The following is a 25303-nucleotide window of genomic DNA, read 5'->3' as shown; positions in this document are numbered from 1 at the left end:
CCCATGGTGGAGCTTCAGGATGGATGCGGCAATTGGTAATGTAAAATGAGTATTTCGCTATTTTGTATAACCGGAGAGACAAATGCCCGTTGGAGCAGGGATCAAGCTGCGCCATCTGCAGGCCTTCCTGGAGGTGGCGCGGCTACGCAGCCTGACGGAGGCGGCAAGCGCCCTCAACGTCACCCAGCCGGCCGTCTCCAAGACGCTGAAGGAGTTGGAGGCCCTGCTCGGCGTCGGCCTGATGGAGCGCGGGCGCTCCGGCGTGTCGCTGACGGCGGAGGGCGAGATCTTCCGCCACTATGCCGGCCTGTCGGTGGCAGCGCTCGCCGAAGGGCTCGACGGTATCGACCAGGTGCGCATGGGTTCGGAGCGGCTGCTGCGCGTCGGCGCCTTGCCAAGCGTTGCGGCCAGCATCGTCCCACTCGCCGCCGGCCGATATCTGGACCGCGGACGCGGCGCCACGCTCGACATCGTCACCGGCCCGAACGGCCATCTCCTCGGCGAGCTGAAGACGGGGGCACTGGACGTGGTGATCGGGCGGCTCGGCCAGCCGGACGCCATGCAGGGGCTTGCCTTCCAGCAGCTCTACAGCGAGCAGGTGGTGCTGGCCGTCCGTCCCGCTCACCCGCTGATCGCCGACCCGGACCTTGTCCGCCTGCCGGACTTTCCCGTGCTCTTTCCTAATCGCAGCGCGGCGATCCGGCCGCTGGTCGAGCGGCTGATGGTGGCCAACGGCATCGGCCGGCTGCCGCGACGGATCGAGACGGTGTCGAACGCCTTCGGCCGCGCCTTCACCCGCTCCACCGATGCGGTGTGGATCATTTCCAACGGTGTCGTCGCCAACGATCTCGCCGAAGGCCAGCTTGCGGCGCTCGCCGTCGACACCCGCATCACGCTGGGGCCGGTCGGCATCTCGACCCGGGCATCCGAGGCGCACACGCCCGATCTGCTGCTGTTCATGGCGGTGATGCGCGAGGCGGTCGCCCAGCGAGGGCTCTAGGGTTGAGACGAGGCTGTCTCAGCCGGTCGGTGGAGCCTCGCCCGGTCTCGGCGACGGACGCTTGGGATCCTCCTCGTCGCGATAGGCTTCGAGGGCCGACATGCGCCGCTCGCTGCGCTCGGGATCGCGCGCGGTGACCCCGGCGACCAGCGTCTCGGCGATCACCATGAGGGCCGCCGAGGAATCCCAGGGCGAGGGCACGGAGATGCGCGCCGGCAGCACATGCGTTGCAACGCTGGCGATCGGCGACAGCCAACTGTCGGTGATCAGCACCACCGTGGCCCCGCGTTTCGCGGCGGCCGTGGCCATCCGGCCGAGATCCGCCTGATAGCGGCGGATATCGAAGACGACGAGCACATCGCGCCGGCCGACATCCAGCAGCGCGTCGCGCCAGTTGCCTTCCTGCCCGGCCATATGCATGACGCCGGAGCGCAGGATACGCAGATGCGCCGCCATGTAGCGCGCAAGCGCGTCGGTGAAACGGCCGCCGAGCAGATAGAGCGTGCGCCGCTCGTCGGACAGCAGCGACACCACGGCTTCCAGCTCCGCCGCCGGCAGGTGGCGGAAGGTCTCGCCGATATTGGCGCGGGCCGCCTCCGCGACGGCGCCGATGCCGGTTCCCGTACCGCCTGCCTGTGCCCCGTCTTTGGCCTTGGCCAGCGGCGACTTGAGCTGGTCCTCCAGCTCCGTGCGCAGCCGGGTCTGCAGCGCCGCATAGGTGCCGCAGCCCATGCGCGCGGCAAAGCGCAGGATGGTCGGCGAACTCACGCCGGCGGCGCTGGCGAACTGGGCGACGGTGCCGAGCCCCAGCACCGGATAGTTGGCGAGCAGGGCGAGCGCGGCGCGCCGCTCCGTGGCGGTGCATTCGCCCAGCCTCTCGCGGATCTCTTCGGCAAGCGATGTCATGGTGGTGAGGCCGCCTCCCCGGCCGGATGCCGGACCCTTGTCCAGGTTCCCAGCCGAAACCCGATTGACATCGGTCCCGGCAATGTATCAAATCATACAGGAAGCGAGTGCAAACGCAATTTTGTAACAAATATAACAGCAGTTGCGTTTCTTTCGCGAGGGGATCCGGCCGGGGGACAGGGATGGGATCGACAGCGGCACGCGAAGGCGAACTCCTGCCCGGCGACACGGCGCAGGCGGAGACGGTCGTCGTCGCGGAGAACCCGGGCGGCCGCGGCCCCCTGGTTCTGCTGTGCGATCATGCCTCGCGCCGCCTGCCGCCGGACTATGGCGATCTCGGCCTCGACGAGGCGGCGCGGCGCGCCCATATCGCCTGGGACCCGGGTGCGCTCGGCGTCTCGCGCCATCTGTCGCGCCTGTTCGACGCGCCGCTCGTCTATCCCGACCTGTCGCGCCTGGTGCTGGACTGCAACCGCGACACCGCCGCCCATGACCTCATTCCGGTGGTCAGCGAGACGACCGAGATCCCCGGCAATCGCAATCTCGACCCGGCCGAGCGGGCCCGCCGCATCGCGCTCGCCCATACGCCCTTCCATTCCCGCATCGAGGCGCTGCTCGACGCGCGCGCGGCCGCCGGTCTCGACAGCGTCGTCGTCTCGGTCCACAGCTTCACGCCGCTCTACAAGGGGTTCAACCGTCCCTGGCCGGTCGGCATCCTGTCCAATCGCGACCGGCGGGTCGCCGAGGCGATGCTCGCGGACCTTGCGGCGCAGAACATTGCCGATCTCGGCGACAACGAGCCCTATGCCCCGGGCGACGGGGTCTATTACACGGTGGGCCGTCACGGCGAGGCACGCGGGCTGCCTTGCGTGATGATCGAGGTGCGCAACGACGAGATCGCGGACGCTGCCGGCGAAAGCCTGTGGGCGGCGCGGCTTGCCCGCGCGCTGCGCGCCGCGCTGGCGGATCTGGCGCGAAGCGGGGGGGCGTGACCATGCCGCGCCTGCTGCGCAGCTATGTGAAGGTGGTCGATGCGATCAACTATCGCCTCGGCCGGGTCATCATGTATGGCCTCTTCGTCATGGTCGCGGTGCTGCTCTGGTCGTCGATTTCCAAGACCTTCTTCCTGCCGTCCCTGTGGACGCTGGAGGTCGCCCAGTTCGCCATGGTCGCCTATTACATCCTCGGCGGGCCCTATTCGATCCAGCTTGGCTCGAATGTGCGCATGGACCTTTTCTATGCGGGCTGGACAGTGAAGAAGAAGGCCTGGTTCGACGCCTTCACGGTGCTGGTGCTGATCTTCTATCTCGGCGTGCTGCTCTATGGCGGTATCGGCTCGACCGCCTACTCGCTCGGCCATTTCGGCTCCGAGCCCTTTATCTTCCTGAAGAACCTCGTCGTTGCCTTCGTGACCGGCGGTCCCGAGGCGGCCGGCAAGGTCATCGGCCATATCGAACGCAGCCCGACCGCCTGGCGGCCGATCCTGTGGCCGATCAAGACGATCATGTGCCTCGGTTTCCTGCTCATGCTGCTGCAGGCCGTTTCCGAACTGATCAAGGACATCGCGCGCATCCGCGGAGAGGAGATCTGATGTCCTATGAGATGATCGCGCTGCTGATGTTCTCGTCGATGATGCTGATGCTGCTGACCGGGCAGCGCGTCTTCGGCGCGATCGGCGGCGTGGCGGCCGTTGCGGCGCTGGCGCTGTGGGGCACCGGCGGCTCGGACATTCCCTTCGCCTCGGCCATGAAGCTGATGAAGTGGTATCCGCTTCTCACCCTGCCGATGTTCATCTTCATGGGCTATGTCCTGTCGGAATCGAAGATCGCCGACGATCTCTACAAGATGTTCCACGTGTGGATGGGGCCGGTCTCCGGCGGGCTCGCCATCGGCACGATCGGCCTGATGGTTCTGGTCTCGGCGATGAACGGCCTGTCCGTCGCCGGCATGGCGATCGGCGCCACCATCGCCCTGCCCGAACTGCTGCGTCGCGGCTACGACAAGCGCATGGTCACCGGCGTCATCCAGGCCGGGTCCTCGCTCGGCATCCTGGTGCCGCCTTCGGTGGTGCTGGTGCTCTATGCGATGATCGCCCGCCAGCCGGTCGGCCAGCTCTGGCTCGCCGGCGTGGTGCCCGGGCTGATGATGGCGACGATGTTCATCGTCTATATCTATGTCCGTTGCCGCATCACCCCGTCGCTCGGTCCGGTCCTGCCGGTGGACGAGCGCTCGGTGCCGCGTGCCGAGAAGCTGCGCCTGCTCGGCGCCGGCGTCCTGCCGCTGGCGATCTTCGCGGCGATGATGGTGCCCTTCGTCAATGGCTGGACCTCGCTGGTCGAGAGTTCCGCCATCGGCGCCATGACCGCTTTCCTGGCCGCTGTCCTCAAGCGGCGGATGACCTGGACCGTCTTCGAGACCTGCCTGCGCCAGACCCTGGCGATCTCCTGCATGTTCATGTGGATCATCCTTGCGGCCCTTGGCTTCGGCGCCGTGTTCGACGGGCTCGGCGCGGTCAAGGCGATCGAGACCCTCTTTACCGAAAGGCTCGGCCTGTCGCCCTGGATGATCCTGATCCTGATGCAGGTGTCGTTCCTGGTGATGGGCACCTTCCTGGACGATACGGCGATGCTGGTCATTGTCGCGCCGCTCTACGTGCCCTTGGTCGCGGCGCTCGGCTTCGATCTCGTCTGGTACGGCGTGCTCTACACGGTCACCACCCAGATCGCCTACATGACCCCGCCCTTTGGCTATAACCTGTTCCTGATGCGGGCGATGGCGCCGCCGCAAATCTCCATGCGCGACATTTACGGCTCGATCACGCCCTTCGTGCTGGTCATGATCCTGGCCCTGGCATTGATAATGATGTTCCCGCAGATCGCCCTGTGGCTGCCCGACTATGTCTATGGCCGCTGAGACCGGAGGGCCGAACCGATCCGTTCGTTCGCAGCAGAAGGAGAACCGCCGACCCGCATACGGACCGCCGCGCCACCACAACAATCAGAACGGGCGCGCCTTGCATCTCGTCAACGAAACCAAGGGGAATGAGACATGACCAACAGACGCGACTTTCTGAAGAAGGCGGGCCTCGGCACCGTCGCCGCAGCCGGCGCCTCGACGCTGGCCGCCCCCGCCGTTCTCGGTCAGGCACCGATCAAGTGGCGCCTGCAGACCTATGCCGGCGCGGCGCTCGCCGAGCATGTCATCAAGCCGCATATCGACGCCTTCAACCAGGCGGCCAACGGCCAGATGGAGATCGAGCTGTTCTTCGCCGACCAGCTCGTGCCGACCGGAGAGCTGTTCCGTGCCATGCAGCGCGGCACCATCGACGCGGTGCAGTCGGATGACGATTCCATGGCCTCGCCGACGGAAGTGACCGTATTCGGCGGCTATTTCCCCTTCGCCAGCCGCTACTCGCTGGACGTGCCGGTGCTGTTCAACCAGTACGGCCTGAAGGAGATCTGGGAGGAGGAATACGCCAAGGTCGGCGTCAAGCACATCTCCGCCGGCGCCTGGGATCCGTGCCACTTCGCCACCAAGGACCCGATCCGCAGCCTTGCGGACCTGAGGGGCAAGCGCGTCTTCACCTTCCCGACCGCCGGCCGCTTCCTCGCCCAGTTTGGCGTCGTGCCGATGACCCTGCCCTGGGAGGACATCGAGGTCGCGATGCAGACCGGCGAGCTCGACGGCGTCGCCTGGTCGGGCATCACCGAAGACTACACGGTCGGCTGGGCCGACGTGACCAACTATTTCCTCACCAACAACATCTCCGGCGCCTGGGCCGGGTCGTTCTTCGCCAACATGGACCGCTGGAACGAACTGCCCGACCATCTCAAGACCATGTTGCAACTGGCCATGGATGCGTCCCACTACTATCGCCAGTGGTGGTACTGGGGCGGTGAGGCAAGCCTTCGCGTTCACGGAACCAAGATGGAACTCACCTCGATCCCGGACGCCGAATGGGCGACGGTCGAGGACGCCGCCGTCAAGTTCTGGGACGAGATCGCCGCCGAGTCCGCGACCAAGGCCAAGGTCGTCGAGATCTTCAAGAAGTACAATGCCGACATGCAGAAGGCCGGGCGGCCTTACCGCTACACCTGATGCCGACCGACCGGGGCGGCGGCTGCCGCCCCGGTCGCCTTTTCGTTTCACACGCGCTTTCGCCCCGCTTAACCGACAATGATGGTTCCAATGGCTGGCAATCTCACTTTTGACGCTCTCAAGGCTGCCGTCGCCGACGGCACCATCGACACCGTGCTGGTCTGCGCCGTTGACATGCAGGGCCGTCTGATGGGCAAGCGCTTCCATGCGCGTAACTTCATCGACCACTCCTTCGAGGAGACCCATTGCTGCAATTACCTGCTGGCGACGGATCTCGAGATGTACACGGTCGAGGGCTATGCCGCGACGAGCTGGGCCGGCGGCTATGGCGACTATGTCATGAAGCCCGACCTTTCGACCCTGCGCCCCGTGCCCTGGCTGGATGGCACGGCGATGGTGCTGTGCGACCTGCTCGACCATCATCACGAGGCGGTGCCGCACTCGCCGCGGGCGCTGCTCAAGGGGCAGATCGCCCGTCTCGAGGCCTTGGGCCTCGAGGCCAAGATGGCGACCGAGCTGGAGTTCTTCCTGTTCGAGAAGAGCTTCGACGACATCCGCCGCTCGGGCTTCCGCGATCTGCAGCCGATCTCCGCCTATAACGAGGACTACCACATCCTCCAGACCACCAAGGAAGAGGAGGTGATGCGGCCGATCCGCAATCATCTCTATGCCGCGGGCATCCCGGTGGAGAACTCCAAGGGCGAGGCCGAGGCCGGGCAGGAGGAGCTGAACATCCGCTACGCGGATCCGCTCGCCTGCGCCGACCACCATACCATTGCCAAGCACGCCACCAAGGAGATCGCCTGGCAGCATGGCCGCGCGGTCACCTTCATGCCGAAATGGCATCATGCCCGCGTCGGCTCTTCCGCCCATGTCCATCAGTCGCTGTGGAAGACGGACGGCACCAGTGCCTTCTTCGATGCGGACGCGCCGCATGGCATGTCGCAACTGATGCGTCACTACATGGCCGGCCTGATCCGCTATGCACCGGACTACACCTGGTTCCTGGCGCCCTATGTGAACAGCTACAAGCGCTTCCAGAAGGGCACCTTCGCGCCGACCAAGACCGCCTGGTCCATCGACAACCGCACCGCCGGCTTCCGGCTCTGCGGCGAGGGCACCAGGGGCGTGCGCGTCGAGTGCCGCATCGGCGGCTCGGACCTCAACCCCTATCTGGCTCTGGCCGCGCAGCTTGCGGCGGGTATCCGGGGCATCGAGGAGAAACTGGAGCTCGAGGCGCCGGTGACCGGCGACCTCTACCAGTCGCGCCGGCTGAAGGAGGTGCCGCGCACGCTGAGGGCGGCGACGGAGACCCTGCGCAAGTCGAAGATGCTGCGCGAGGCCTTCGGCGATGCGGTGATCGACCATTACGTCCGTGCGGCGGAATGGGAGCAGGAGGAATTCGACCGCGTGGTGACCGACTACGAACTCGCCCGCGGTTTCGAGCGCGCTTAGGAAAGTAACAAAAGGTACTGTTGCAACACTTTTGGATTGGAGGTAGCGTGAAGCCGTCCGGGCAGTCCGGCAACGATCACGGAGGTTGCAATGCGCAAGTACGATCCTCTTGGAGCCTATCTGAAGACCAGAAATATTGAGCAGGTTCCTATGACATTCGCGGAGATCGAGAAGCTCATCGATGACCGGTTGCCCGCCTCCGCTCGCCGGCATCGCGCTTGGTGGAGCAACAATCCGAGTAACAGTGTTATCACAAAAGTGTGGTTGGACGCAGGCTATGTCACCGCGAATGTCGATCTGGCGAGGGAGCGCCTCACGTTTCGCCGGGGGCGGCCGCCTGTGCCGTCGGCGCCGGCTGCGTCGCCGCGCCGCGCGGGACGGCTCTATGGTTGCATGAAGGGCACGCTGACCGTTGCCGAGGGGGCCGACCTCACCATGCCGGCCGATCCGGACTGGGCGGGGGTTTATGCCGATGGCTGAGCGGTTCCTGCTCGACACCTGCGCAATGATCTGGATCTCTCAGGGAGATCCGATCGCGGAGGACGCTCTGGCGATGCTGGATACCGGCTCGCCGGTCAGTCTGTCCGCGATGTCGGCCTGGGAACTCGGTGTGCTCGTCGCCAAGGGGCGGCTGGCGTCCGTCAAGCCGCCATTGCGGTGGTTCAACGACTTCGTGGAGGCAGCCGATCTTGAGGTGGAGGCGGTGACCCCCGACATCCTGGTCGCCTCTTCCTTTCTGCCAACACCGGTTCACAACGATCCCATGGACCGGATCCTCATTGCCACGGCGCGCGAATACGACCTAACCATCGTCACTCGCGACCGGGCCATCCTCGCCTATGGCGAGGCGGGACACGTAAAGACTCTAGCGTGCTAAATGAAAGCCGAGGTCATGTCTGAAACAGTGAAGCTGATTTCCCCTGTCGACGGGTCCGTCTATGCGGAGCGCCCCGTGGCGAGTGCCGCCGAGATCGACAAGGCGGTGGCCGAGGCCCGCGCCGCGCAGGCTGGCTGGGCCGCCACTCCGATTTCCGAGCGCTGCGCCGCAGTGCTTGCCGCCGTCGCCGCGCTTGAGGCGATGAACGACGAGATCGTGCCGGAACTCGCCTGGCAGATGGGCCGGCCGGTACGCTATGGCGGCGAGAAGGGCGGTACGCGCGAGCGGACCGACTATATGGTCAAGATCGCCGAGGAGGCGCTGCGGCCCCGCCACCATACCGACCGACCGGGCTTCACCCGCTATGTGCGGCCCGAACCGCTCGGCATCGTCATGGTCATCGCGCCGTGGAACTATCCGTTCATGACGGCGATCAACACCATCGTCCCGGCGCTGATCGCCGGCAATGTGGTGATCCTCAAGCACGCGGCGCAGACGCTGTTGGTCGGCGAGCGGCTCGACAAGGCATTCAAGGCGGCTGGTCTGCCCAAGGGCGTCTTCCGCAACATCGTGCTGAACCACGGTCAGACCGAGGCGCTGCTCGGGTCGGGCCGCATCGACCATATCAACTTCACCGGTTCGGTCGCCGGCGGGCGCGCCATCGAGAAGGCGGCGGCCGGCACCTTCGCCACGCTCGGCCTCGAGCTCGGCGGCAAGGACCCGGCCTATGTCCGCGCGGACGCCGATGTCGCCTTCGCGGTCGAGAACCTCGCCGATGGCGCCTTCTATAATTCCGGCCAGTGCTGCTGCGGCATCGAGCGCGTCTATGTGCATGAGACGCACTATGACGCGGTGGTCGAGGGTCTGGCGGCGGCCGCCTCCGCCTACACGCTTGGCAATCCGCTCGATGCGGCGACGACGCTCGGGCCGATGGCGCAGGCGCGCTTTGCCGCCCATGTGCGCGAGCAGACCGCCGAGGCCCTGCGCAAGGGCGCGAAGGCCTTGGTCGACCGGGCAAGCTTCCCGCAGGACAAGGAAGGCACGCCCTACCTGATGCCGCAGGTGCTGGTCGATGTCGATCACCAGATGTCGGTGATGCGCGAGGAGAGCTTCGGCCCGGTCGTCGGCGTGATGAAGGTGCGCTCCGACGAGGAGGCGATCGCCCTGATGAACGACAGCCCCTACGGCCTGACCGCTTCGATCTGGACCGCCGACGAGGAGGCCGCCATCGCCATCGGCGACCGGGTGGAGACCGGCACGGTCTTCATGAACCGCTGCGACTATCTCGACCCGGCGCTGGTGTGGACCGGCGTCAAGGATACCGGCAAGGGCGCCGCCCTGTCGGAGATCGGCTACCTGTCGCTGACCCGGCCGAAGTCCTTCCACCTGCGCGCCCGCTCGTAAGGGCGCGCAGACATCTCCGTTTCGCGCTTCTTCCTCTCAGGATCCAAGGCATGACCACCACCCCGTCCGTCAACTGGAACTATCCGACCTCCGTCCGTTTTGGCGCCGGCCGCATCAGCGAGCTCGGCCAATGCGCCGCCCTGCTCGGCATGAAGCGCCCGCTGCTGGTCACCGATCCGGGCCTTGCCCGCCTGCCGATGACCGCCAACGCGCTGGAGCTGCTGCGCCAGGCCGGCCTGGAGCCGGACATCTTCAGCGACATCAAGCCGAACCCGACCGCATCGAACGTCGAGGCGGGCGTTGCCGCCTATCGCGCCGGCGGCCATGACGGCGTCATCGCTTTCGGCGGCGGCTCCGGTCTTGATGCCGGCAAGGTCATCGCCTTCATGGCCGGCCAGACCCGGCCGATGTGGGACTTCGAGGACATCGGCGACTGGTGGACCCGCGCCGATCCGGACGGCATCGCGCCGATCCTCGCCGTGCCGACCACGGCCGGAACCGGCTCGGAGGTCGGCCGCGCCGGCGTCATCACCAACGAGGAAACCCACACCAAGAAGGTCATCTTCCACCCGAAGATGCTGCCCGGCATCGTCATCTGCGATCCGGAGCTGACCGTCGGCATGCCGCGCTATTTCACCGTCGGCACCGGCATGGACGCCCTCGCCCACTGCCTGGAGGCCTATTCCTCCACCTTCTACCATCCGATGGGCGACGGCATCGCGGTCGAGGGCATGCGCCTCGTTTTCGAGAACCTGAAGCGCGTCGCCGAGGTGCCGGACGATCTCGTCGCCCGCGGTCACATGATGTCGGCCGCCGCCATGGGCGCGGTCGCCTTCCAGAAGGGCCTTGGTGCCATCCACGCGCTCTCCCATCCGGTCGGCGCGCTCTACGACACCCATCACGGCATGACCAACGCGGTCTTCATGCCCTATGTGCTGGTGTTCAACCGCGCGGCCATCGAGACCAAGATCGACCGGCTCGCCGGCTATCTCGGCATCTCCGGCGGTTTCGACGGGTTCCTGCAGGCGGTGCTCGACCTGCGCACCGCGCTCGACGTGCCGCATACGCTGGAAGGGCTGAAGGTCGACGGCGCCAAGGCCGCGAAGATCGCCGAGATGGCCATTGTCGATCCGACCGCCGGCGGCAACCCGATCGAGTTGACGCTCGAGGGTGCCGCCTCGATCTTCGACGCGGCGCTGACCGGCCGGCTCTGATGTCGGCGGCGCGGCGGCCTCAGGGGCCGCTTCGCCGATTGACAGGGGGCCTGTCTGCCCCCTACATCCCCACTGGCTTTCGCGGGCAGGACTGGCCCGCGACAGCCGCGACCGGCCGGCCCTGGGGGCCGGACGACACCGGCAGGACAATGACAGGGTGGGACCGGGCAGATGAGTGACACGCGGATCGACCGCCGCTTTGCGGCATTGCAGGCGGCGAACCGCCCGGCGCTGGTGACCTTCGTCACCGCCGGCGATCCGGACCTTGCCACCTCGCAGGCGATCCTCGATGCGCTGCCGGCCGCAGGCGCCGACGTCATCGAGCTCGGCATGCCCTTCTCCGATCCGATGGCCGAAGGCATCCCGGTGCAGCTCGCCAACCAGCGCGCGCTCGCCGCCGGCCAGACCATGGACAAGACGCTGGACATGGTGCGCGCCTTCCGCCGCCACGACCAGGACACACCCATCGTGCTGATGGGATATTACAACCCGATCTACGTGCGCGATCCCGCGGTTTTCGTCAAAACGGCGGTCGAGGCCGGCGTCGACGGGCTGATCATCGTCGATATCCCGCCGGAGGCCGACGATGAGCTCTGCCTGCCGGCGATGGCCGCCGGGCTCAACTTCATCCGCCTGACGACGCCGACGACCGATGACAAGCGGCTTCCCGCCGTTCTCGCCAACACGTCCGGTTTCGTCTATTACGTATCGGTGACCGGCATCACCGGCGCCACCATCGCTAACCGCGACCGGGTCACCGAAGCGGTCCGCCGCATCAAGCGCCACACCGCGCTGCCCGTGGCGGTCGGCTTCGGCGTCAAGACGGCGGAGGATGCCGAGGTGATCGGCCGCGACGCCGATGGCGTCGTCGTCGGCTCGGTGCTGGTGGAAGCGGTGCGCAACAGCCTTGATGGCGAGGGCCGGGCAACGCCGGCCACCGTCGAGGCGGTGGCGGAGGTGGTGCGGGCGCTTGCCGGCGGCGTCGCCCGGGCTCGCGGCTGAGCCGCAGCGGCCAAGGACGGCCGGAAAGCCAATGACGGCCGGGAACATGCAAGACAACGGACGGTATCTGCCTTGAACTGGATCAACAACGTCGTTCGCCCGAAGATTCGCGGCCTGCTGCAGAAGCGGGACGTGCCGGAGAACCTCTGGATCAAGTGCCCGGAGACCGGCGAGATGGTCTTCCACCGCGATCTTGAGGCCAATCAATGGGTGGTGCCCAATTCCGGTCACCACATGCGGATTTCTGGCAGTCGCCGGCTCGAACTGTTCTTCGACGGCGGCATCTTCGAGAAGGTGGCGACGCCGGAGGTCGCCGCCGATCCGTTGAAGTTCCGCGACGAGAAGCGCTACACCGACCGCCTGCGCGATGCCCGCGCCAAGACCGGTCTGGACGATGCCGTGACGGTGGCGACCGGCAAGCTGCGCGGCATGGACATGACCGCCGCCGTGCAGGACTTCGCCTTCATGGGCGGCTCGCTCGGCATGGCCGCCGGCGAGGCGGTGCTGACCGGCATGCAGACGGCTGTCGCGCGCAAGACGCCCTTCGTGCTCTTCGTCGCCTCGGGCGGCGCGCGGATGCAGGAAGGCATCCTCTCCCTGATGCAGATGCCACGCACCACCGTCGGCGTGCAGATGCTGCGCGAGGCGGGCCTGCCCTATGTGGTGGTGTTCACCAATCCGACGACAGGCGGCGTCACCGCCTCTTACGCGATGCTTGGCGACGTCCACATGGCCGAGCCGGGGGCGCTGATCGGCTTCGCCGGGCCGCGCGTCATCGAGCAGACCATCCGCGAGAAGCTGCCTGACGGGTTCCAGCGCTCCGAATACCTTCTCGATCACGGCATGGTCGACATGGTGGTGCATCGCCACAAGCTGCCCGAGACCATCGCCCGGGTCTGCTCGATCCTGATGAAGGCCGAGGTCAGCCTGCCGGACGAGGAGGAACTGAAGATGCTGCCGGGTTCGGACAGTGCAGCCGAGGTTTCGCCGGAATTCGCCCATGGCGGCGACAGTTCCTCGGGCGGTGACAGCGGCGGCGAAAGCCACTAGCCGGCCGCGCTGTCGCAGGCACGACACCGGCGGACGCTGCCAGGCTTGCCGCGTCCCCGGAAGTTCCCCTAACCATGAAGGCTGCTGCAGGCGCGCTTCCAGCGCGGCGGGACGGGCGGACAATGGACCAGGTAACCGCGATCCTCGACCGATTGCTTGCGCTGCATCCGCGCGAGATCGACCTGTCGCTCGGCCGCATGGAGCGCCTGCTGGGCGCGCTTGGCCGGCCGCAGGACCGGCTGCCGCCGCTCGTCCACATCGCCGGCACCAATGGCAAGGGCTCCACCACAGCCTTCATGCGGGCGATCCTGGAAGCTGCCGGGCTGAAGGTGCATGTCTACACCTCGCCGCATCTCGTCGCCTTCAACGAGCGCATCCGCCTTGCCGGACGTCTCGTCACCGACGCGCGGCTGATCGAGGCGCTCGACGTCTGCGAACAGGCCAACGCCGGCGCGGAGATCACCTTCTTCGAGGTCACCACCGCCGCCGCCCTGCTGCTCTTTGCCGAGGAGCCGGCGGACGTGCTGCTGCTGGAGGTCGGTCTCGGCGGCCGGCTCGACGCGACCAATGTGGTCGACGCGCCGCTCGCCGCCACCATCACGCCGCTGTCGATGGATCATGAGCGCTATCTGGGCGAGCGGCTGACCGACATTGCGGCGGAAAAGGCCGGGATTCTCAAGCGCGGCTGCCCGGCGGTGATCGCGCCGCAGCCCGACGAGGCGATGGCGGTGATCGAGCGGGTCGCTGCCCGTCTTGGCGCGCCGCTCCAGGTGTTCGGGCAGGATTTCACCGCCTTCGAGGAAAACGGCCGCCTCGTCTATCAGGACGAGGAGGGGCTGATGGACCTGCCCTTGCCGCGCCTGTTCGGCCGCCACCAGATCGTCAACGCGGCCATGGCCATCGCCTCGCTGCGTGCGGCCGGCCGTCTGCCGGCGGTCGAGGCCATCGAGGCCGGGCTCCTGTCGGTCGACTGGCCGGGCCGCATGCAGCCGCTGACGGAAGGTCCGCTGCTGGATCTCTGCCCGCCCGGCAGCGAACTCTGGCTCGACGGTGGTCACAATCCCGGCGCCGGCATCACCATCGCCGAGGTGATGGCGGAGCAGGAGGAGCGCCGCCCAAGGCCGCTCTATCTCGTTTCCGGCATGTTGAAGACCAAGGATCCGGTCGGCTTCTTTCGCCCCTTTGCCGGTCTTGTGCGCGAGGTCGCCTGCGTCCCGCTGACCACCACCGATGCCGGCCGCGATCCCGCCTGCCTTGCCGGATCGGCACGGGAGGCGGGCCTTGCGGCCGACGCCCATGCCTCGCTTGTCGCAGCACTCGCCCATGTGCGGGAGCGCGCCGCCGGTGACACTGTGCCGCCGCGCATCCTGATCTGCGGCTCGCTCTATCTCGCCGGCGAAGTGCTTGCCCGCAACGGCATGAAGCCGGCCTGAGGGAGCCTGTACATACCATATTGGTGGATCAGAAGTATTGACCTCGCTCTCGCTTGTTACCTAAGCTGGTACACAAGGTGGCCTTAACTGGGGAGCTGAGCGTGCCGGATCACCACGGTAGGACAACAGAGCAAGAATTATCTTTTGTAATTCTGCATATTTTATCTCAAGAGCCCTCTGGGCAGTTGTCGATTCAAGAACTTATTCAAAAAATACCAAAATTTATTCAATTGACAAAATTTGATAGGTCGCCGTCCTATAGTCGGGCCGGGGAAGAGAAATGGGAGCAGAGAGTAAGGAATATTAAAAGTCACTATAATACGGAGGGGAATTACCTCAAAGAGGGGTTGCTTGTTCATGTTAAGGGCGGGCTTAAAATATCGCCCGCCGGCTTGGCATTCTTGCAGTCTAATCTCTAGCTATAGCGACGCTTGTAACCTGGCTTAAGCCATCTAAGCTCAGTTTTTTTTGCTGAGTTTATGTCCCACACAAACCAAGCGTACGCGGTTGTTCCTGTGCCTTTCTGTACGGCGCCTGCGGGATAAAAGGTGATCCGCTCGCTGAACACCCATACTCGCGAAGGGGGCGAACTGTCGAATATCGTCTTAGCTCGGTTAGCTCCCTCCAAGAAAGCCAATCTCAAGAGTAGAGCAAATTTATTTTTTGCAAGTTTAAGTCCTTGATGAACAAATTCTTCGGCGCTATTGTATGGGGGGTTAGTGATTATGTTTTCAGATTTCCTTTGAGAGATTTTGAAATCTACATTTGGCTCTCCGTAGCCTCGGTCAAATAAATCTGAGCTATATACTGGGTTTCCGGTTGTTTCTAAAACATCGGACATTGCACCATTACCGCATGCGCACTCCCAAATCTCACCAGAGAAAGCCTCGTTATCAATGAGTGCATGAGTCGCCCAAGCGGGCGTTGGAAAGAAGTCAGGCCCGTCCAAGTCTGCGAAGCGCTTGACCGTGGGCTTGAAGCCGCCATTTAGGTTGTACGTCGCGTCCATGAGAGGCCCCTCTACATCATAGCAGTAGGGTTGATCTGTTTGGTTAATAAGCCATTAACTGGGGGGCGTGATCGCCACTACAGCTTGCGCAGGCGCACCTCGTTGATCGCGTGGGTCTCGGCCTTGCGCAGGATCAGGTCGGCGCGCGGCCGGGTCGGCAGGATGTTTTCCTGCAGGTTGACCAGGTTGATCTCGTTCCACAGCCCTTCGGCGATCGCCAGCGCCTCGTCGTCGCCGACCTTTGAATACTTGTTGAAATAGGAGCCGGGATCGCGGAAGGCGGTCTCGCGCAGCCGCATGAAACGCGACACGTACCAGTCGTGCAGCACGTCTTCGTCGGCGTCGATATAGATCGAGAAGTCGAAGAAATCCGAGACGAAGGGCACCTCCTTGCCGTCGCGCGGCAGGTTGGTCGTCTGCAGCACGTTGAGCCCCTCGAGGATCAGGATGTCCGGCCGGTCGACCGTGACGAACTGCCCCGGCATCACGTCGTAATAGAAGTGGGAATAGACCGGCGCGCGCACATGCCGCCGCCCGGCCTTGAGGTCCGACAGGAATTTCAGCAGCGTTGCCCGGTCGTAGCTTTCGGGAAAGCCCTTGCGCCGCATCAGGCCCTCCGCCTCCAGCACCGCGTTGGGATAGAGGAAGCCGTCGGTGGTGACGAGGTCGACCTTCGGGCTCGCCGGCCAGCGCGCCAGCAGCGCCTGCAGCAGGCGCGCCGTCGTCGACTTGCCGACCGCCACCGAGCCGGCGATGCCGATGACGAACGGGTTCTTGACGTCGTTGCTGCCGAGAAAGCGCGTGGTCGCGCGGTGCAACTGCTGCGTCGCCTCGACATAATAGGCGAGCAGCCGCGACAGCGGCAGCAGGATCGATTCCACCTGGGCGATGGACACCGGATCGTTGAGCGACTGCAGCCGGCGCACCTCCGCCGCCGTCAGCGTCATCGGCGTGTCGGCCCTGAGTTTCGCCCACTCCGCCTCGGTAAAGACCCGGTACGGCGACAGATCGTCCTCGGTGAACCTGTTGAGGCTGTGCTCCATGGCGACCATGCAATCCTCGCTCCTGCCGGATGCCCGGCCGTTCGCTCGCAAGACCCGGAAACGGTCGCGTGGGCCGTGCCGGGCAGTCCGTCGCAAGGCCGGTTGTCAGCCGGGCCGCCGCGATGCCTTCTCCGCAAGACCCGTCTGTGCCGTGCGGCGTTCCAGCTCCGCCATCACGTCCGCAAGCGGCACGTCGCGCACCTTGAGCAGGACGAGCAGGTGGTAGAGCAGATCGGCGGCCTCGCCGGTCAGCTCCCGCGCATCGCCTGCCACCGCCGCGATCGCCGTCTCAACTGCCTCCTCGCCCACTTTCTGGGCGATCTTCGCCGGCCCCTTGCCGATCAGCTTGCGGGTGTAGGAGCTCTCGTCGTCGCTTTGCGCCCGCGCCGCGATGATGCGGTCAAGGTCGGTCAGTGTGAAGCCGGTCATTGGTCGGACATCTCCTGCGGCTTCGCGCCCCTGCCGGCTGTTTTCTGCGCGTCGGGGCGGGCCCTGGTGTCAGGCCGCGTCGAGCCGCATGGGAATGCCGGCCCGGGCCATGTGTTCCTTGGCTTCGCGGATGGTGTGGGTTCCGAAATGGAAGATCGAGGCGGCGAGCACCGCCGTCGCGTGGCCGTCGCGCACGCCCTCGACCAGGTGGTCGAGAGTGCCGACGCCGCCGGAAGCGATCACCGGCACCGGCACCGCATCGGCGATGGCGCGGGTCAGTGCCAGATTGAAGCCCGTGCGGGTGCCGTCGCGGTCCATCGAGGTGACGAGCAACTCGCCGGCGCCCAGCGCCACCGCCTTGCGGGCGAAGTCGACGGCGTCGATGCCGGTCGCCTCGCGCCCGCCATGGGTGAAGATCTCGAAGCGTTCCGCTTCGCCGGGCGCGTTGACCTGCTTGGCGTCGATGGACACGACAATGCACTGGGCGCCGAACTTTTCCGCCGCCTCGCGGATGAAATCGGGGTTCTTCACCGCCGCCGTGTTGATCGACACCTTGTCGGCGCCGGCCACCAGCAGCTTGCGGATGTCCTCGACCCGGCGCACGCCGCCGCCGACGGTCAGCGGCATGAAACAGGCCTCCGCCGTCCGCCGGACCACGTCGAAGATCGTGTCGCGGTTCTCGTGGCTTGCAGTGATGTCGAGGAAGCAGAGTTCGTCCGCGCCGGCCGCATCATAGGCCTTCGCGGCCTCCACCGGATCGCCGGCATCGACCAGATTGACGAAGTTCACGCCCTTGACGACGCGGCCGTCCTTGACGTCCAGACAGGGAATGACACGTGCTTTCAACATATTAGGCGATTACCCGACGTATTTCGCGGTCGCAGCATACAGGTCCTGACCCGTGCTGCAAAGCCGGGAAAGAGCGCAAGGGCGGCGACGACTAGCATCTTACCCTGCGGCAAGGATCTTCAAGGCCTCGGCCGGATCGAGCCGCCCGTCATAGAGCGCCCGGCCTGAGATCGCGCCTTCCAGCACGGCGCAGTCGGGGGCGGCGAGCCGCTTCACGTCCTCGATGGAGGCAAGGCCGCCCGAGGCGATCACCGGGATCGAGGTGGCGCCGGCCAGTTCCAGCGTGCCGTCCCAGTTGATGCCGGCAAGCACGCCGTCGCGGTCGATGTCGGTATAGATGATCGCGGCAACGCCGGCGTCCTCGAAGCGGCGGGCGAGATCGATGGCTGAGAGCTCCGAGGTCTCCGCCCAGCCCTCGACCGCCACCTTGCCGCCGCGCGCGTCGATGCCGACGGCGACCCGGCCCGGAAACGCCTTGCAGGCGGCCTTGACGAGATCGGGATCGCGCACCGCCACCGTGCCGAGGATCACCCGGGCGATGCCCTTGGCGAGCCAGGCTTCCACATGCGCAAGGCTGCGGATGCCGCCGCCAAGCTGCACCGGATTGGTCGTTGCTTGCAGGATGGCGTCGACCGCCGCGCCGTTGCGGCTCTCGCCGGCGAAGGCGCCGTCGAGGTCGACCACATGCAGGTAGCGGAAGCCCTGCGTCTGGAAGCTGAGGGCCTGGGCGGCCGGGTCGTCGTTGAAGACGGTGGCCTGCGCCATGTCGCCGAGCTTCAGGCGGACGCATTGGCCGCCCTTCAGGTCGATGGCGGGAAACAGGATGGGCATGATAGGTGTTCCGTCTCGTCGCAGGTGCCGCTTACGGCGCCCACTCGATGAAATTGGCGATCAGCGCAAGGCCGAGCCGCTGGCTCTTTTCCGGGTGGAACTGGGTGCCCACCATCGTGTCGCGTCCGACGATCGCGGTGATCGGCCCGCCATAGTCGGCGGTGGCGATGACATGCGCCGGGTCCGCCGCCTTCAGGTGGAAGGAGTGGACGAAATAGGCGTGCAGGCCCGTCTCGCCCGTTTCGATGCCGGCAAGCAGCGGGTGATCGGCAAGCTTGCGGATCGTGTTCCAGCCCATATGCGGGATCTTCAGTGCCGGATCGTCCGGCGTGATCGCGGTGACGTCGCCGGGAATCCAGCCGAAGCCTTCGCTTTTCTCGAACTCCAGGCCGCGGCTCGCCATCAATTGCATGCCGACGCAGATGCCGAGAAAGGGGCGCCCCTTCGCCTCGACCGCCTCGACGAGGGCGGCCTCCATGCCGTCGACCGCGCGGATGCCGCGCCGGCAGTCGGCAAAGGCGCCGACGCCCGGCAGCACGATCCGGTCGGCCCGCGCCACCACGTCCGGGTCGGCCGTCACCCGCACGCTGGCGCCATGGCCATGGGCATGGGCGGCCCGCTCGAAGGCCTTTTCGGCCGAGCGCAGGTTGCCGGAGCCGTAGTCGATGATGGCGATCAGCATGGGTTCAATCCGTCAGGCGATGCGGGAAGGTGGCAGGGGCGGCGCGGTGTGCCGGATGTCAGCCTTGATGCGGGGCAAGGCTCAGGCCGACGACCCGCTCCGCGCCGATGCGCGGCACCGGGTAGCCAGGGCGATGCGGCGGCGGGGTCTCGGGCTTCGGCGTGGTGCCGGCGGCGTCTGCCTGCGCCTGGTGGGCGGCAAGCCTTGCGAAGAAGCGCCGTTCCGCCTCCTCGCGGTTCTGCGCCTCGATCGCCGCGACGAACTGCCAGCCGCGCCGCTCCAGCGTCCAGCGCCACAACCCGTTCGCCTCGAAGGCGAAGAGGATCGACAGCGCCGCCGTGGCAATGCCGGGCATCGACCCGCCGACAAACCGCGAGGCGAGTTCGGCGGCAAGGCCGACCAGCAGATAGGCGAGCAGCACCAGCCACAGCCGCTTCACCAGCAGCCAGGGCAGGGTGAAGACCAGCGCCGCCCAGTTGAAGCGGTCGGGGATGAAGACGGTGCGCTCGGCCGCACCCTCGCCGATCGTCTCGGGCGAGGTACCGGGCGGGATCAGCACCATATGAATCGTCATCTGTCCCTCCGTCCGGCGGTCTCAGCCGCCGAGCTGGCCCTTGGTCGAGGGCACGCGGCCGGCCTGTCGCGGGTCCGGCTCGATCGCCTTGCGCAGCGACCGCGCCACCGCCTTGAAGCAGGTCTCGGCGATGTGGTGGCAGTTGCTGCCCGTCAGGTTGGCGATATGCAGCGTGATGCCGGCATTCATCGCGAAGGCGCGGAAGAACTCCTCGAACAGCTCGGTGTCGAAGTCGCCGACCTTGTCGCGCGGAAAGGTGACGTCCCACACCAGGAACGGCCGGCCCGAAACGTCGAGGGCGCAGCGCGTCAGCGCCTCGTCCATGGCCAGATGGCAGTCGGCATAGCGGGTGATGCCGGTCATGTCGCCGAGCGCCTGGCGCAGCGCCTGACCGAGGGCGATGCCGACATCCTCGGCCGTGTGATGAAAGTCGATATGGGTGTCGCCGCTGGCGCGGATCGTCATGTCGATCAGCGAATGCCGGGACAGTTGCTCCAGCATGTGGTCGAGAAAGCCGACCCCGGTCTGCACCGAATAGGCGCCGGTCCCGTCGAGGACGATCTCGACGGCAATGTCGGTTTCCTTCGTCTTGCGCGAGATCTTCGCGGTGCGCATGGGCGACCCTGTCCTTCTGTCGCCGGCCTGCTGCCGGCAGCGAAGCCTTGTAACAGGAGGCTTGCCGCAATGAAATACCTGCGCGCGCCGCGCCGCGATCTGGTCAAGATCGCCCTGCACGGGTAAGACGGATTTTCGACACTTGCAACGTTCCGGAGACCTGCCGATGCAAAGCGCTGCCCTACCGCTGGACGAGGACCCGTCCCCTTTCGCGCCGGCGAGCGCCCGCGACCGCCTGATGGTCGGCCTTGACGTGCCGACGGTGGAGGAGGCACGCGCCATCGTGCGCGAGACCGCGGGTGCCGTCGGCACCTACAAGATCGGCATGCAGCTTCAGTTCGCCGGCGGCCTGGAACTGGCCGCCGAGCTTGCCCGCGAGGGCCACAGCATCTTTCTCGACGTGAAGCTTCTCGACATCGACAACACGGTGATGAAGGCGGTCGAGAACATCGCCCGCATGGGCGTGCGCTTCGTCACCATCCACGCCTATCCCAAGGCGATGCGCGCGGCCGTTGCCGGCCTTGCCGCGGCCGGCGGCGATGTCTGCCTGCTCGGCGTCACCGTACTGACCTCGATGGACGAGGACGACCTGCACGATGCCGGTTATGCCGGCGGCGTCGAGGATCTGGTGATTGCGCGCGCTGCCGATGCCCGCGCGGCCAATATGGGCGGCATCGTCTGCTCGCCGCTGGAGGTCGCCTCGCTGCGCCCGGTGGTCGGCCCGCGCCTCGTCACCGTGACGCCTGGCATCCGTCCGGCAGGGTCCGAGGCCGGCGACCAGAAGCGCATCATGACCCCGGCCGATGCGATCGCCGCCGGTGCCGACTATTTGGTGGTCGCGCGGCCCGTGATCATGGCCGCCAACCGCCGGGCGGCGGCGGAGGCCATCGTCGAGGAGATCGGCCGCGCGCTCTAAGCGAACCCAGGACCCGGTTCAGCGGGGCTCGGCGAGCCCCGCCGCCAGGCGCTCCAGTGCCGCCTGCACGCCACCCGCGCCGTGCGGAACGCCGAGCATCTTGAGCCCCAATTCCAGCGTCCCGAGCGTGCCCAGCACCATCGGCGCGTTGACATGGCCCATATGGCCGATGCGGATGCCCTTGCCGGCGATCTCGCCGATCGTGCCGCCGATGGTGACGTTGCAGGTCTGCTGGCACCAGCGGCGCAGCACGGCCGGATCGAAGCCCGGCGTCAGCACCACGGTGACCGAGTTGGAGCGCTGGGCCTCCTCCAGGATGTTCAACTCCATCGCCCCGCCTTCGGCCCATTTGGCGACGCAGGCGCGCACGGCCGCGGCCAGCAGCGCATGGCGGTGATGGGCGGCGTCCAGCCCTTCGTCCAGCAGCAGGTCGAGCGCCTGGCGGAAGGCGAAGAGCAGGTGCTCCGGCGGCGTGCCGCAATATTTCTGGTAGTGCTCGCTGCCCTGGCGGAACGTCCAGTCCCAGTAGAAGGTCTTCAGGGTTGCCGTCTCATGCGCGGCGAGCGCCTTGGCATTGGCGCCGACAAAGGCAAGGCCCGGCGGCGTCATCAGCCCTTTCTGCGCGCCGGTGACGGTCACGTCGACGCCCCACGCGTCCATCTTGTAGGGCACGCAGCCGAGCGAGGCGATGGTGTCGACCATGAACAGCGCCGGATGGCCGGCCGCATCGATCGCCTTGCGCAGGGCGGCGATGTCGTTGAGCACGCCCGAGGCCGTGTCCACCTGCACCACCAGCACCGCCTTGATTTCATGCGCGGTATCCGCGGCAAGGCGCGCGGTCACCGCCAGCGGATCGACGGCCCGGCGCCAGTCGCCCGGCAGCACCTCGATCTCGAGGCCGGACATTTTCGCCATCTCGCCCCAGCCGCGGGCGAAGCGGCCGGAGTCCAGCACCAGCACCCGGTCGCCGCGCGACAGCGTGTTGGTCAGCGCCGCTTCCCAGGCGCCGTGGCCGTTGGCGGCATAAAGGAAGGCCTTGCCCGTAGTGCCGAACACCTTCGGCAGGTCGGCGAGCAGGCTGTCGGTCAGGCCGACAAGCGAGCCGGTATAGATGTCGATCGCCGGGCGGTGCATCGCCCTGAGCACTTCGTCCGGCACCGTGGTCGGCCCAGGGATCATCAGGAATTCGCGGCCGCTGGCGAGCGTCATGGCAGGCTCCGGAAAGGCTGCGCGGCAAAAGGCGGCCCGCATGTGGGAGGCGGGCCCGCCGCGCGGGCGGGGGAGAGAATGGCCGTGCAAGCTGCGCGTGAGGCGAACCCTGCAGGATCAGACCATGGTGTTTTCCACCACCACGCGTCGTTGTGCAATCCGTTCGTGCGACGGCGCGCCGAGATCGAGCCTGTGCCGTGGCAGGTCGGTGACGAGGAATGGGGCAGGGGCCGCGGGCCCCCGCCCTCCATCACCTGCTCAGAAGAACGCCTGCAGGCCGGTCTGGGCGCGGCCTAGGATCAGCGCATGAACGTCATGCGTGCCCTCGTAGGTGTTCACCGTCTCCAGGTTCTGGGCGTGCCGCATCACGTGGTACTCCTCCTGGATGCCGTTGCCGCCATGCATGTCGCGGGCCTGGCGGGCGATGTCCAGCGCCTTGCCGCAATTGTTGCGCTTGACGATGGAGATCATCTCCGGCGCCACGCGGCCTTCGTCGAACAGGCGGCCGACGCGCAACGAGGCCTGCAGACCGAGCGCGATCTCGGTCTGCATGTCGGCGAGCTTCTTCTGGAAGAGCTGGGTCTGGGCCAGCGGCTTGTTGAACTGCTTGCGCTCCAGGCCGTAGTTTCGAGCCCGGTGCCAGCAATCCTCGGCCGCACCCAGCGCGCCCCAGGAAATCCCGTAGCGGGCGCGGTTGAGGCAGCCGAACGGGCCCTTCAGGCCGGAAACATTCGGCAGCAGCGCGTCCTCGCCGACTTCGACATTGTCCATGACGATCTCGCCGGTGATCGAGGCGCGCAAGCTGAGCTTGCCGCCGATCTTCGGCGCGGAAAGGCCTTTCATCCCCTTGTCAAGCACGAAGCCGCGGATCGCCCCGTCATGGGCGTCGGACTTGGCCCAGACGACGAAGACATCGGCGATCGGCGCGTTGGAGATCCACATCTTGGAGCCCTTCAGCCGGTAGCCGCCGTCGATCTTCTCGGCGCGGGTGCGCATGCCGGCCGGGTCGGAGCCGGCATCGGGCTCGGTCAGGCCGAAGCAGCCGACGAATTCGCCGCTGGCGAGCTTCGGCAGGTACTTCCTGCGCTGCTCCTCGCTGCCATAGGCATAGATCGGATACATCACCAGCGACGACTGCACCGAGTTCATCGAACGGTAGCCGGAATCGACCCGCTCGATCTCGCGGGCGACGAGGCCATAGGCGACATAGGAGGCGTTGGCGCAGCCATAGTCTTCCGGCAGCGTGATGCCGAGCAGGCCGAGTTCGCCCATCTCGTTGAAGATCTCGCGGTCGGTCTTCTCCTGCGCATAGGCCTCCAGCACGCGCGGCTGCAGCTTGTCCTGGGCATAGGCGCGGGCCGTTTCCATGATCAGGATCTCGTCCTCGTTCAACTGGTCGCGCAGCAGGAACGGGTCTTCCCAGGAAAAGCGGCCGCCGCCGGTCGGGTCGGACTTGTGAACGGATGCGTGTGCGGTCATGGCTGTGGTCTCCTCCGATCCGCCTGCGGGCGCTGCTGCTGGCGGAGTGCGTTCGTTATCAGGGCCCGCGCCGCTCTGGGCGGCCGGACCCGCGAAAGGGGTGAATGTCCGGGCGCGAGTGTCCGGTCTGTCGCCCCCGGCGAAAAGTGATATGTTGTCCCAAGTTCATGAGCGGATGGAATAGGGTTTGAAACGCGGCTTCGTTCCCCATGTCGACAGCCTGATCGCCTTCGAGTGCGCGGCACGGCACGGCAGCTTCACCCGCGCGGCGGAGGAGTTGCATCTCACTCAAGGTGCCGTCTCCAAGCAGGTGCGCCATCTCGAGGTCCGGCTCGGCGTCGAACTGTTCAAGCGGGTGCGTCAGCGCATCGTGCTCACCGATGCCGGGAGGCTCTATCTGCACGATGTGCGCGGCGCGCTGGAAAGCCTGACCGCCGCCACCCGCCAGGTCATGTCCTTCGCGGGCAACGAGGACGTGCTCAACCTGGCCACCCTGCCCTCCTTCGGCACCCGCTGGCTGGCTCCGCGCCTCTCGGGCTTCATCGCCGTCCATCCGACCGCCAGCCTCAATGTGACGGTGCGCCTGCGGCCTTTCGATTTTGCCAAGGAGCCGTTCGACGTGGCGATCCACTACGGCGATCCGGTCTGGGCGGGCGCCGTTGCCGAGCCGCTGTTCCGCGAGGAGGTGATCGCGGTCGCCTCGCCGGCCTTCCGCGCCCGCCACCGGATCCGCCGGCCGCAGGATCTTGCGCCGCTCACCCGGCTGCATCAGTCGACGCGGCCGCTCGCCTGGCGCCAGTGGTTCGAATGCGCCGGGGTCGAGACGGAACTCGCCTTCCAGGGGCCGCGCTTCGAACAGTTCGTGATGATGGCCGAAGCCGCCGCCAACGATCTCGGCGCGGCCCTGGTGCCGCGCTTCTTCGTTTCCGAGGAACTGGCCTCCGGACGGCTGGTGCAGCTCTTCGACACGGTGCTGCGGCTGCCCTCCGCCTATCACCTCGTCTATCCGGAGGACCGCTCGCTGCGCCCCGTCGCTGCCCGGTTCCGCGACTGGCTGATGGGGGAGGTGGCGGCCGGCGGCGGCGACCGGCCTGCGCTGCCGGGCTGAGGCGCCACCGGCGGCCACCGCTTCGCCAGCCACGACGGGCACAGCGGCGATACGCAAGATTCCGGGTTTGCAGCCGCGGCGAATCCTGTTGCTATCGATCTGTCTTCGTCAAGGAGATGC

At 66.5% G+C, this 25303-nt stretch carries 26 protein-coding genes; 15 read left to right on the top strand and 11 right to left on the bottom strand.

Going from position 1 to position 25303, the window contains the following annotated elements; genetic code table 11:
* The first annotated feature begins 82 nt into the window (after nt 1-82).
* Nucleotides 83-1000 (top strand): pca operon transcription factor PcaQ, encoded by a 918-nt coding sequence (gene pcaQ / locus TSB10GB4_RS11790; RefSeq protein WP_186387842.1) that lies wholly within the window; start codon nt 83-85, stop codon nt 998-1000.
* A gap of 18 nt (nt 1001-1018) precedes the next feature.
* Here the strand turns inward: pcaQ and TSB10GB4_RS11785 are convergent, their stop codons facing one another.
* Entirely contained in the window at nt 1019-1906 is an 888-nt protein-coding gene (locus TSB10GB4_RS11785; RefSeq protein WP_186395913.1) for a MurR/RpiR family transcriptional regulator, read from the bottom strand.
* A 182-nt stretch (nt 1907-2088) separates the two neighbouring features.
* Here TSB10GB4_RS11785 and TSB10GB4_RS11780 point away from each other — a divergent pair, with 182 nt between their 5' ends.
* The 12 genes from TSB10GB4_RS11780 (at nt 2089) to TSB10GB4_RS11725 (ending at nt 14439) form a co-directional block, all read left to right on the top strand.
* Nucleotides 2089-2898, top strand: coding sequence for an N-formylglutamate amidohydrolase (locus tag TSB10GB4_RS11780; protein WP_186387844.1), 810 nt, complete (start codon nt 2089-2091; stop codon nt 2896-2898).
* A 2-nt stretch (nt 2899-2900) separates the two neighbouring features.
* Nucleotides 2901-3497, top strand: a complete 597-nt coding sequence (locus TSB10GB4_RS11775) for a TRAP transporter small permease subunit (RefSeq protein WP_186396038.1) — start codon at nt 2901-2903, stop codon at nt 3495-3497.
* A complete protein-coding gene (locus TSB10GB4_RS11770; protein WP_186387845.1) occupies nt 3497-4819 on the top strand; it encodes a TRAP transporter large permease subunit in 1323 nt (440 codons plus the stop codon). Before TSB10GB4_RS11775 ends, TSB10GB4_RS11770 begins: the two co-directional genes overlap by 1 nt.
* Nucleotides 4820-4954: 135 nt before the next feature.
* The gene (locus TSB10GB4_RS11765) at nt 4955-6004 is read left to right on the top strand and encodes a TRAP transporter substrate-binding protein (protein ID WP_186395912.1); all 1050 of its coding nucleotides are present in this window, start codon (nt 4955-4957) and stop codon (nt 6002-6004) included.
* Between the two features lie 90 nt (nt 6005-6094).
* Entirely contained in the window at nt 6095-7459 is a 1365-nt protein-coding gene (locus TSB10GB4_RS11760) for a glutamine synthetase family protein (RefSeq protein WP_186395911.1), read from the top strand.
* Between the two features lie 90 nt (nt 7460-7549).
* Nucleotides 7550-7939 (top strand): hypothetical protein, encoded by a 390-nt coding sequence (locus TSB10GB4_RS11755; RefSeq protein ID WP_186395910.1) that lies wholly within the window; start codon nt 7550-7552, stop codon nt 7937-7939.
* On the top strand, nt 7932-8336 hold the full coding sequence (locus TSB10GB4_RS11750) for a type II toxin-antitoxin system VapC family toxin (RefSeq protein ID WP_186395909.1): 405 nt from the start codon (nt 7932-7934) through the stop codon (nt 8334-8336). The genes TSB10GB4_RS11755 and TSB10GB4_RS11750 overlap by 8 nt, the downstream gene beginning before the upstream one ends.
* A 15-nt stretch (nt 8337-8351) precedes the next feature.
* On the top strand, nt 8352-9740 hold the full coding sequence (locus TSB10GB4_RS11745; RefSeq protein ID WP_186387850.1) for an aldehyde dehydrogenase family protein: 1389 nt from the start codon (nt 8352-8354) through the stop codon (nt 9738-9740).
* Nucleotides 9741-9790: 50 nt separating this feature from the next.
* The gene (locus tag TSB10GB4_RS11740) at nt 9791-10954 is read left to right on the top strand and encodes an iron-containing alcohol dehydrogenase (RefSeq protein ID WP_186395908.1); all 1164 of its coding nucleotides are present in this window, start codon (nt 9791-9793) and stop codon (nt 10952-10954) included.
* Between the two features lie 171 nt (nt 10955-11125).
* Nucleotides 11126-11956 carry a tryptophan synthase subunit alpha gene (trpA, locus tag TSB10GB4_RS11735; RefSeq protein WP_186395907.1) on the top strand — a complete coding sequence of 277 codons (831 nt, stop codon included), beginning with the start codon at nt 11126-11128 and terminating at the stop codon, nt 11954-11956.
* Nucleotides 11957-12028: 72 nt separating this feature from the next.
* Nucleotides 12029-13006, top strand: a complete 978-nt coding sequence (gene accD, locus TSB10GB4_RS11730) for an acetyl-CoA carboxylase, carboxyltransferase subunit beta (protein WP_186395906.1) — start codon at nt 12029-12031, stop codon at nt 13004-13006.
* Between the two features lie 122 nt (nt 13007-13128).
* Nucleotides 13129-14439, top strand: coding sequence for a folylpolyglutamate synthase/dihydrofolate synthase family protein (locus TSB10GB4_RS11725; protein ID WP_186395905.1), 1311 nt, complete (start codon nt 13129-13131; stop codon nt 14437-14439).
* A gap of 415 nt (nt 14440-14854) precedes the next feature.
* Here TSB10GB4_RS11725 and TSB10GB4_RS11720 read toward each other — a convergent pair whose 3' ends face one another.
* The 8 genes from TSB10GB4_RS11720 to hisB all read right to left on the bottom strand — a co-directional run bounded on the left by TSB10GB4_RS11720 (nt 14855) and on the right by hisB (nt 20471).
* The gene (locus TSB10GB4_RS11720) at nt 14855-15448 is read right to left on the bottom strand and encodes a hypothetical protein (RefSeq protein ID WP_186395904.1); all 594 of its coding nucleotides are present in this window, start codon (nt 15446-15448) and stop codon (nt 14855-14857) included.
* Between the two features lie 77 nt (nt 15449-15525).
* The gene (coaA, locus tag TSB10GB4_RS11715) at nt 15526-16500 is read right to left on the bottom strand and encodes a type I pantothenate kinase (RefSeq protein WP_244570894.1); all 975 of its coding nucleotides are present in this window, start codon (nt 16498-16500) and stop codon (nt 15526-15528) included.
* Between the two features lie 96 nt (nt 16501-16596).
* Complete coding sequence (locus TSB10GB4_RS11710; protein WP_186395903.1) at nt 16597-16920, bottom strand: phosphoribosyl-ATP diphosphatase; 324 nt, start codon at nt 16918-16920, stop codon at nt 16597-16599.
* A gap of 69 nt (nt 16921-16989) precedes the next feature.
* Nucleotides 16990-17769 (bottom strand): imidazole glycerol phosphate synthase subunit HisF, encoded by a 780-nt coding sequence (gene hisF, locus TSB10GB4_RS11705; RefSeq protein WP_186395902.1) that lies wholly within the window; start codon nt 17767-17769, stop codon nt 16990-16992.
* Nucleotides 17770-17868: 99 nt separating this feature from the next.
* Nucleotides 17869-18600 (bottom strand): 1-(5-phosphoribosyl)-5-[(5-phosphoribosylamino)methylideneamino]imidazole-4-carboxamide isomerase, encoded by a 732-nt coding sequence (gene hisA, locus TSB10GB4_RS11700; RefSeq protein WP_186395901.1) that lies wholly within the window; start codon nt 18598-18600, stop codon nt 17869-17871.
* A 31-nt stretch (nt 18601-18631) separates the two neighbouring features.
* Nucleotides 18632-19282 (bottom strand): imidazole glycerol phosphate synthase subunit HisH, encoded by a 651-nt coding sequence (gene hisH / locus TSB10GB4_RS11695; protein ID WP_186387858.1) that lies wholly within the window; start codon nt 19280-19282, stop codon nt 18632-18634.
* Nucleotides 19283-19340: 58 nt separating this feature from the next.
* Nucleotides 19341-19856: a DUF2628 domain-containing protein gene (locus TSB10GB4_RS11690; RefSeq protein WP_186395900.1), complete on the bottom strand. Its 516-nt coding sequence runs from the start codon at nt 19854-19856 to the stop codon at nt 19341-19343.
* Between the two features lie 21 nt (nt 19857-19877).
* The gene (gene hisB, locus TSB10GB4_RS11685; protein ID WP_186387860.1) at nt 19878-20471 is read right to left on the bottom strand and encodes an imidazoleglycerol-phosphate dehydratase HisB; all 594 of its coding nucleotides are present in this window, start codon (nt 20469-20471) and stop codon (nt 19878-19880) included.
* A 166-nt stretch (nt 20472-20637) separates the two neighbouring features.
* Here hisB and pyrF point away from each other — a divergent pair, with 166 nt between their 5' ends.
* Nucleotides 20638-21387, top strand: coding sequence for an orotidine-5'-phosphate decarboxylase (pyrF, locus tag TSB10GB4_RS11680; protein ID WP_186395899.1), 750 nt, complete (start codon nt 20638-20640; stop codon nt 21385-21387).
* Between the two features lie 18 nt (nt 21388-21405).
* On the opposite strand, the gene TSB10GB4_RS11675 is transcribed toward pyrF, so the two are convergent.
* Both TSB10GB4_RS11675 and TSB10GB4_RS11670 read right to left on the bottom strand, forming a co-directional pair.
* A complete protein-coding gene (locus TSB10GB4_RS11675; RefSeq protein WP_186395898.1) occupies nt 21406-22596 on the bottom strand; it encodes an alanine--glyoxylate aminotransferase family protein in 1191 nt (396 codons plus the stop codon).
* Between the two features lie 258 nt (nt 22597-22854).
* The gene (locus tag TSB10GB4_RS11670; protein ID WP_186387863.1) at nt 22855-24075 is read right to left on the bottom strand and encodes an acyl-CoA dehydrogenase; all 1221 of its coding nucleotides are present in this window, start codon (nt 24073-24075) and stop codon (nt 22855-22857) included.
* A gap of 187 nt (nt 24076-24262) precedes the next feature.
* Between TSB10GB4_RS11670 and TSB10GB4_RS11665 the strand changes: the two genes are divergently transcribed.
* Entirely contained in the window at nt 24263-25183 is a 921-nt protein-coding gene (locus TSB10GB4_RS11665; protein ID WP_186395897.1) for a LysR substrate-binding domain-containing protein, read from the top strand.
* Nucleotides 25184-25303: the final 120 nt, after the last annotated feature.

Origin of the sequence: Stappia sp. TSB10GB4 (genome assembly GCF_900185745.1) — a bacterium.
In the GTDB taxonomy this organism is placed as follows: Bacteria; Pseudomonadota; Alphaproteobacteria; order Rhizobiales; family Stappiaceae; genus Stappia.
The sequence above is the reverse complement of the archived record's forward strand: the minus strand, read 5'-3'. Positions and strand labels throughout refer to the sequence as shown.

What these genes read in the sequence shown, in the direction of transcription:
- pcaQ (WP_186387842.1), top strand. Translation starts at nt 83, where the DNA reads ATGCCCGTTGGAGCAGGGATCAAGCTGCGCCATCTGCAGGCCTTCCTG.
- TSB10GB4_RS11785 (WP_186395913.1), bottom strand. Translation starts at nt 1,906, where the DNA reads ATGACATCGCTTGCCGAAGAGATCCGCGAGAGGCTGGGCGAATGCACC.
- TSB10GB4_RS11780 (WP_186387844.1), top strand. Translation starts at nt 2,089, where the DNA reads ATGGGATCGACAGCGGCACGCGAAGGCGAACTCCTGCCCGGCGACACG.
- TSB10GB4_RS11775 (WP_186396038.1), top strand. Translation starts at nt 2,901, where the DNA reads ATGCCGCGCCTGCTGCGCAGCTATGTGAAGGTGGTCGATGCGATCAAC.
- TSB10GB4_RS11770 (WP_186387845.1), top strand. Translation starts at nt 3,497, where the DNA reads ATGTCCTATGAGATGATCGCGCTGCTGATGTTCTCGTCGATGATGCTG.
- TSB10GB4_RS11765 (WP_186395912.1), top strand. Translation starts at nt 4,955, where the DNA reads ATGACCAACAGACGCGACTTTCTGAAGAAGGCGGGCCTCGGCACCGTC.
- TSB10GB4_RS11760 (WP_186395911.1), top strand. Translation starts at nt 6,095, where the DNA reads ATGGCTGGCAATCTCACTTTTGACGCTCTCAAGGCTGCCGTCGCCGAC.
- TSB10GB4_RS11755 (WP_186395910.1), top strand. Translation starts at nt 7,550, where the DNA reads ATGCGCAAGTACGATCCTCTTGGAGCCTATCTGAAGACCAGAAATATT.
- TSB10GB4_RS11750 (WP_186395909.1), top strand. Translation starts at nt 7,932, where the DNA reads ATGGCTGAGCGGTTCCTGCTCGACACCTGCGCAATGATCTGGATCTCT.
- TSB10GB4_RS11745 (WP_186387850.1), top strand. Translation starts at nt 8,352, where the DNA reads ATGTCTGAAACAGTGAAGCTGATTTCCCCTGTCGACGGGTCCGTCTAT.
- TSB10GB4_RS11740 (WP_186395908.1), top strand. Translation starts at nt 9,791, where the DNA reads ATGACCACCACCCCGTCCGTCAACTGGAACTATCCGACCTCCGTCCGT.
- trpA (WP_186395907.1), top strand. Translation starts at nt 11,126, where the DNA reads ATGAGTGACACGCGGATCGACCGCCGCTTTGCGGCATTGCAGGCGGCG.
- TSB10GB4_RS11725 (WP_186395905.1), top strand. Translation starts at nt 13,129, where the DNA reads ATGGACCAGGTAACCGCGATCCTCGACCGATTGCTTGCGCTGCATCCG.
- TSB10GB4_RS11720 (WP_186395904.1), bottom strand. Translation starts at nt 15,448, where the DNA reads ATGGACGCGACGTACAACCTAAATGGCGGCTTCAAGCCCACGGTCAAG.
- coaA (WP_244570894.1), bottom strand. Translation starts at nt 16,500, where the DNA reads ATGGTCGCCATGGAGCACAGCCTCAACAGGTTCACCGAGGACGATCTG.
- TSB10GB4_RS11710 (WP_186395903.1), bottom strand. Translation starts at nt 16,920, where the DNA reads ATGACCGGCTTCACACTGACCGACCTTGACCGCATCATCGCGGCGCGG.
- hisF (WP_186395902.1), bottom strand. Translation starts at nt 17,769, where the DNA reads ATGTTGAAAGCACGTGTCATTCCCTGTCTGGACGTCAAGGACGGCCGC.
- hisA (WP_186395901.1), bottom strand. Translation starts at nt 18,600, where the DNA reads ATGCCCATCCTGTTTCCCGCCATCGACCTGAAGGGCGGCCAATGCGTC.
- hisH (WP_186387858.1), bottom strand. Translation starts at nt 19,282, where the DNA reads ATGCTGATCGCCATCATCGACTACGGCTCCGGCAACCTGCGCTCGGCC.
- TSB10GB4_RS11690 (WP_186395900.1), bottom strand. Translation starts at nt 19,856, where the DNA reads ATGACGATTCATATGGTGCTGATCCCGCCCGGTACCTCGCCCGAGACG.
- hisB (WP_186387860.1), bottom strand. Translation starts at nt 20,471, where the DNA reads ATGCGCACCGCGAAGATCTCGCGCAAGACGAAGGAAACCGACATTGCC.
- pyrF (WP_186395899.1), top strand. Translation starts at nt 20,638, where the DNA reads ATGCAAAGCGCTGCCCTACCGCTGGACGAGGACCCGTCCCCTTTCGCG.
- TSB10GB4_RS11675 (WP_186395898.1), bottom strand. Translation starts at nt 22,596, where the DNA reads ATGACGCTCGCCAGCGGCCGCGAATTCCTGATGATCCCTGGGCCGACC.
- TSB10GB4_RS11670 (WP_186387863.1), bottom strand. Translation starts at nt 24,075, where the DNA reads ATGACCGCACACGCATCCGTTCACAAGTCCGACCCGACCGGCGGCGGC.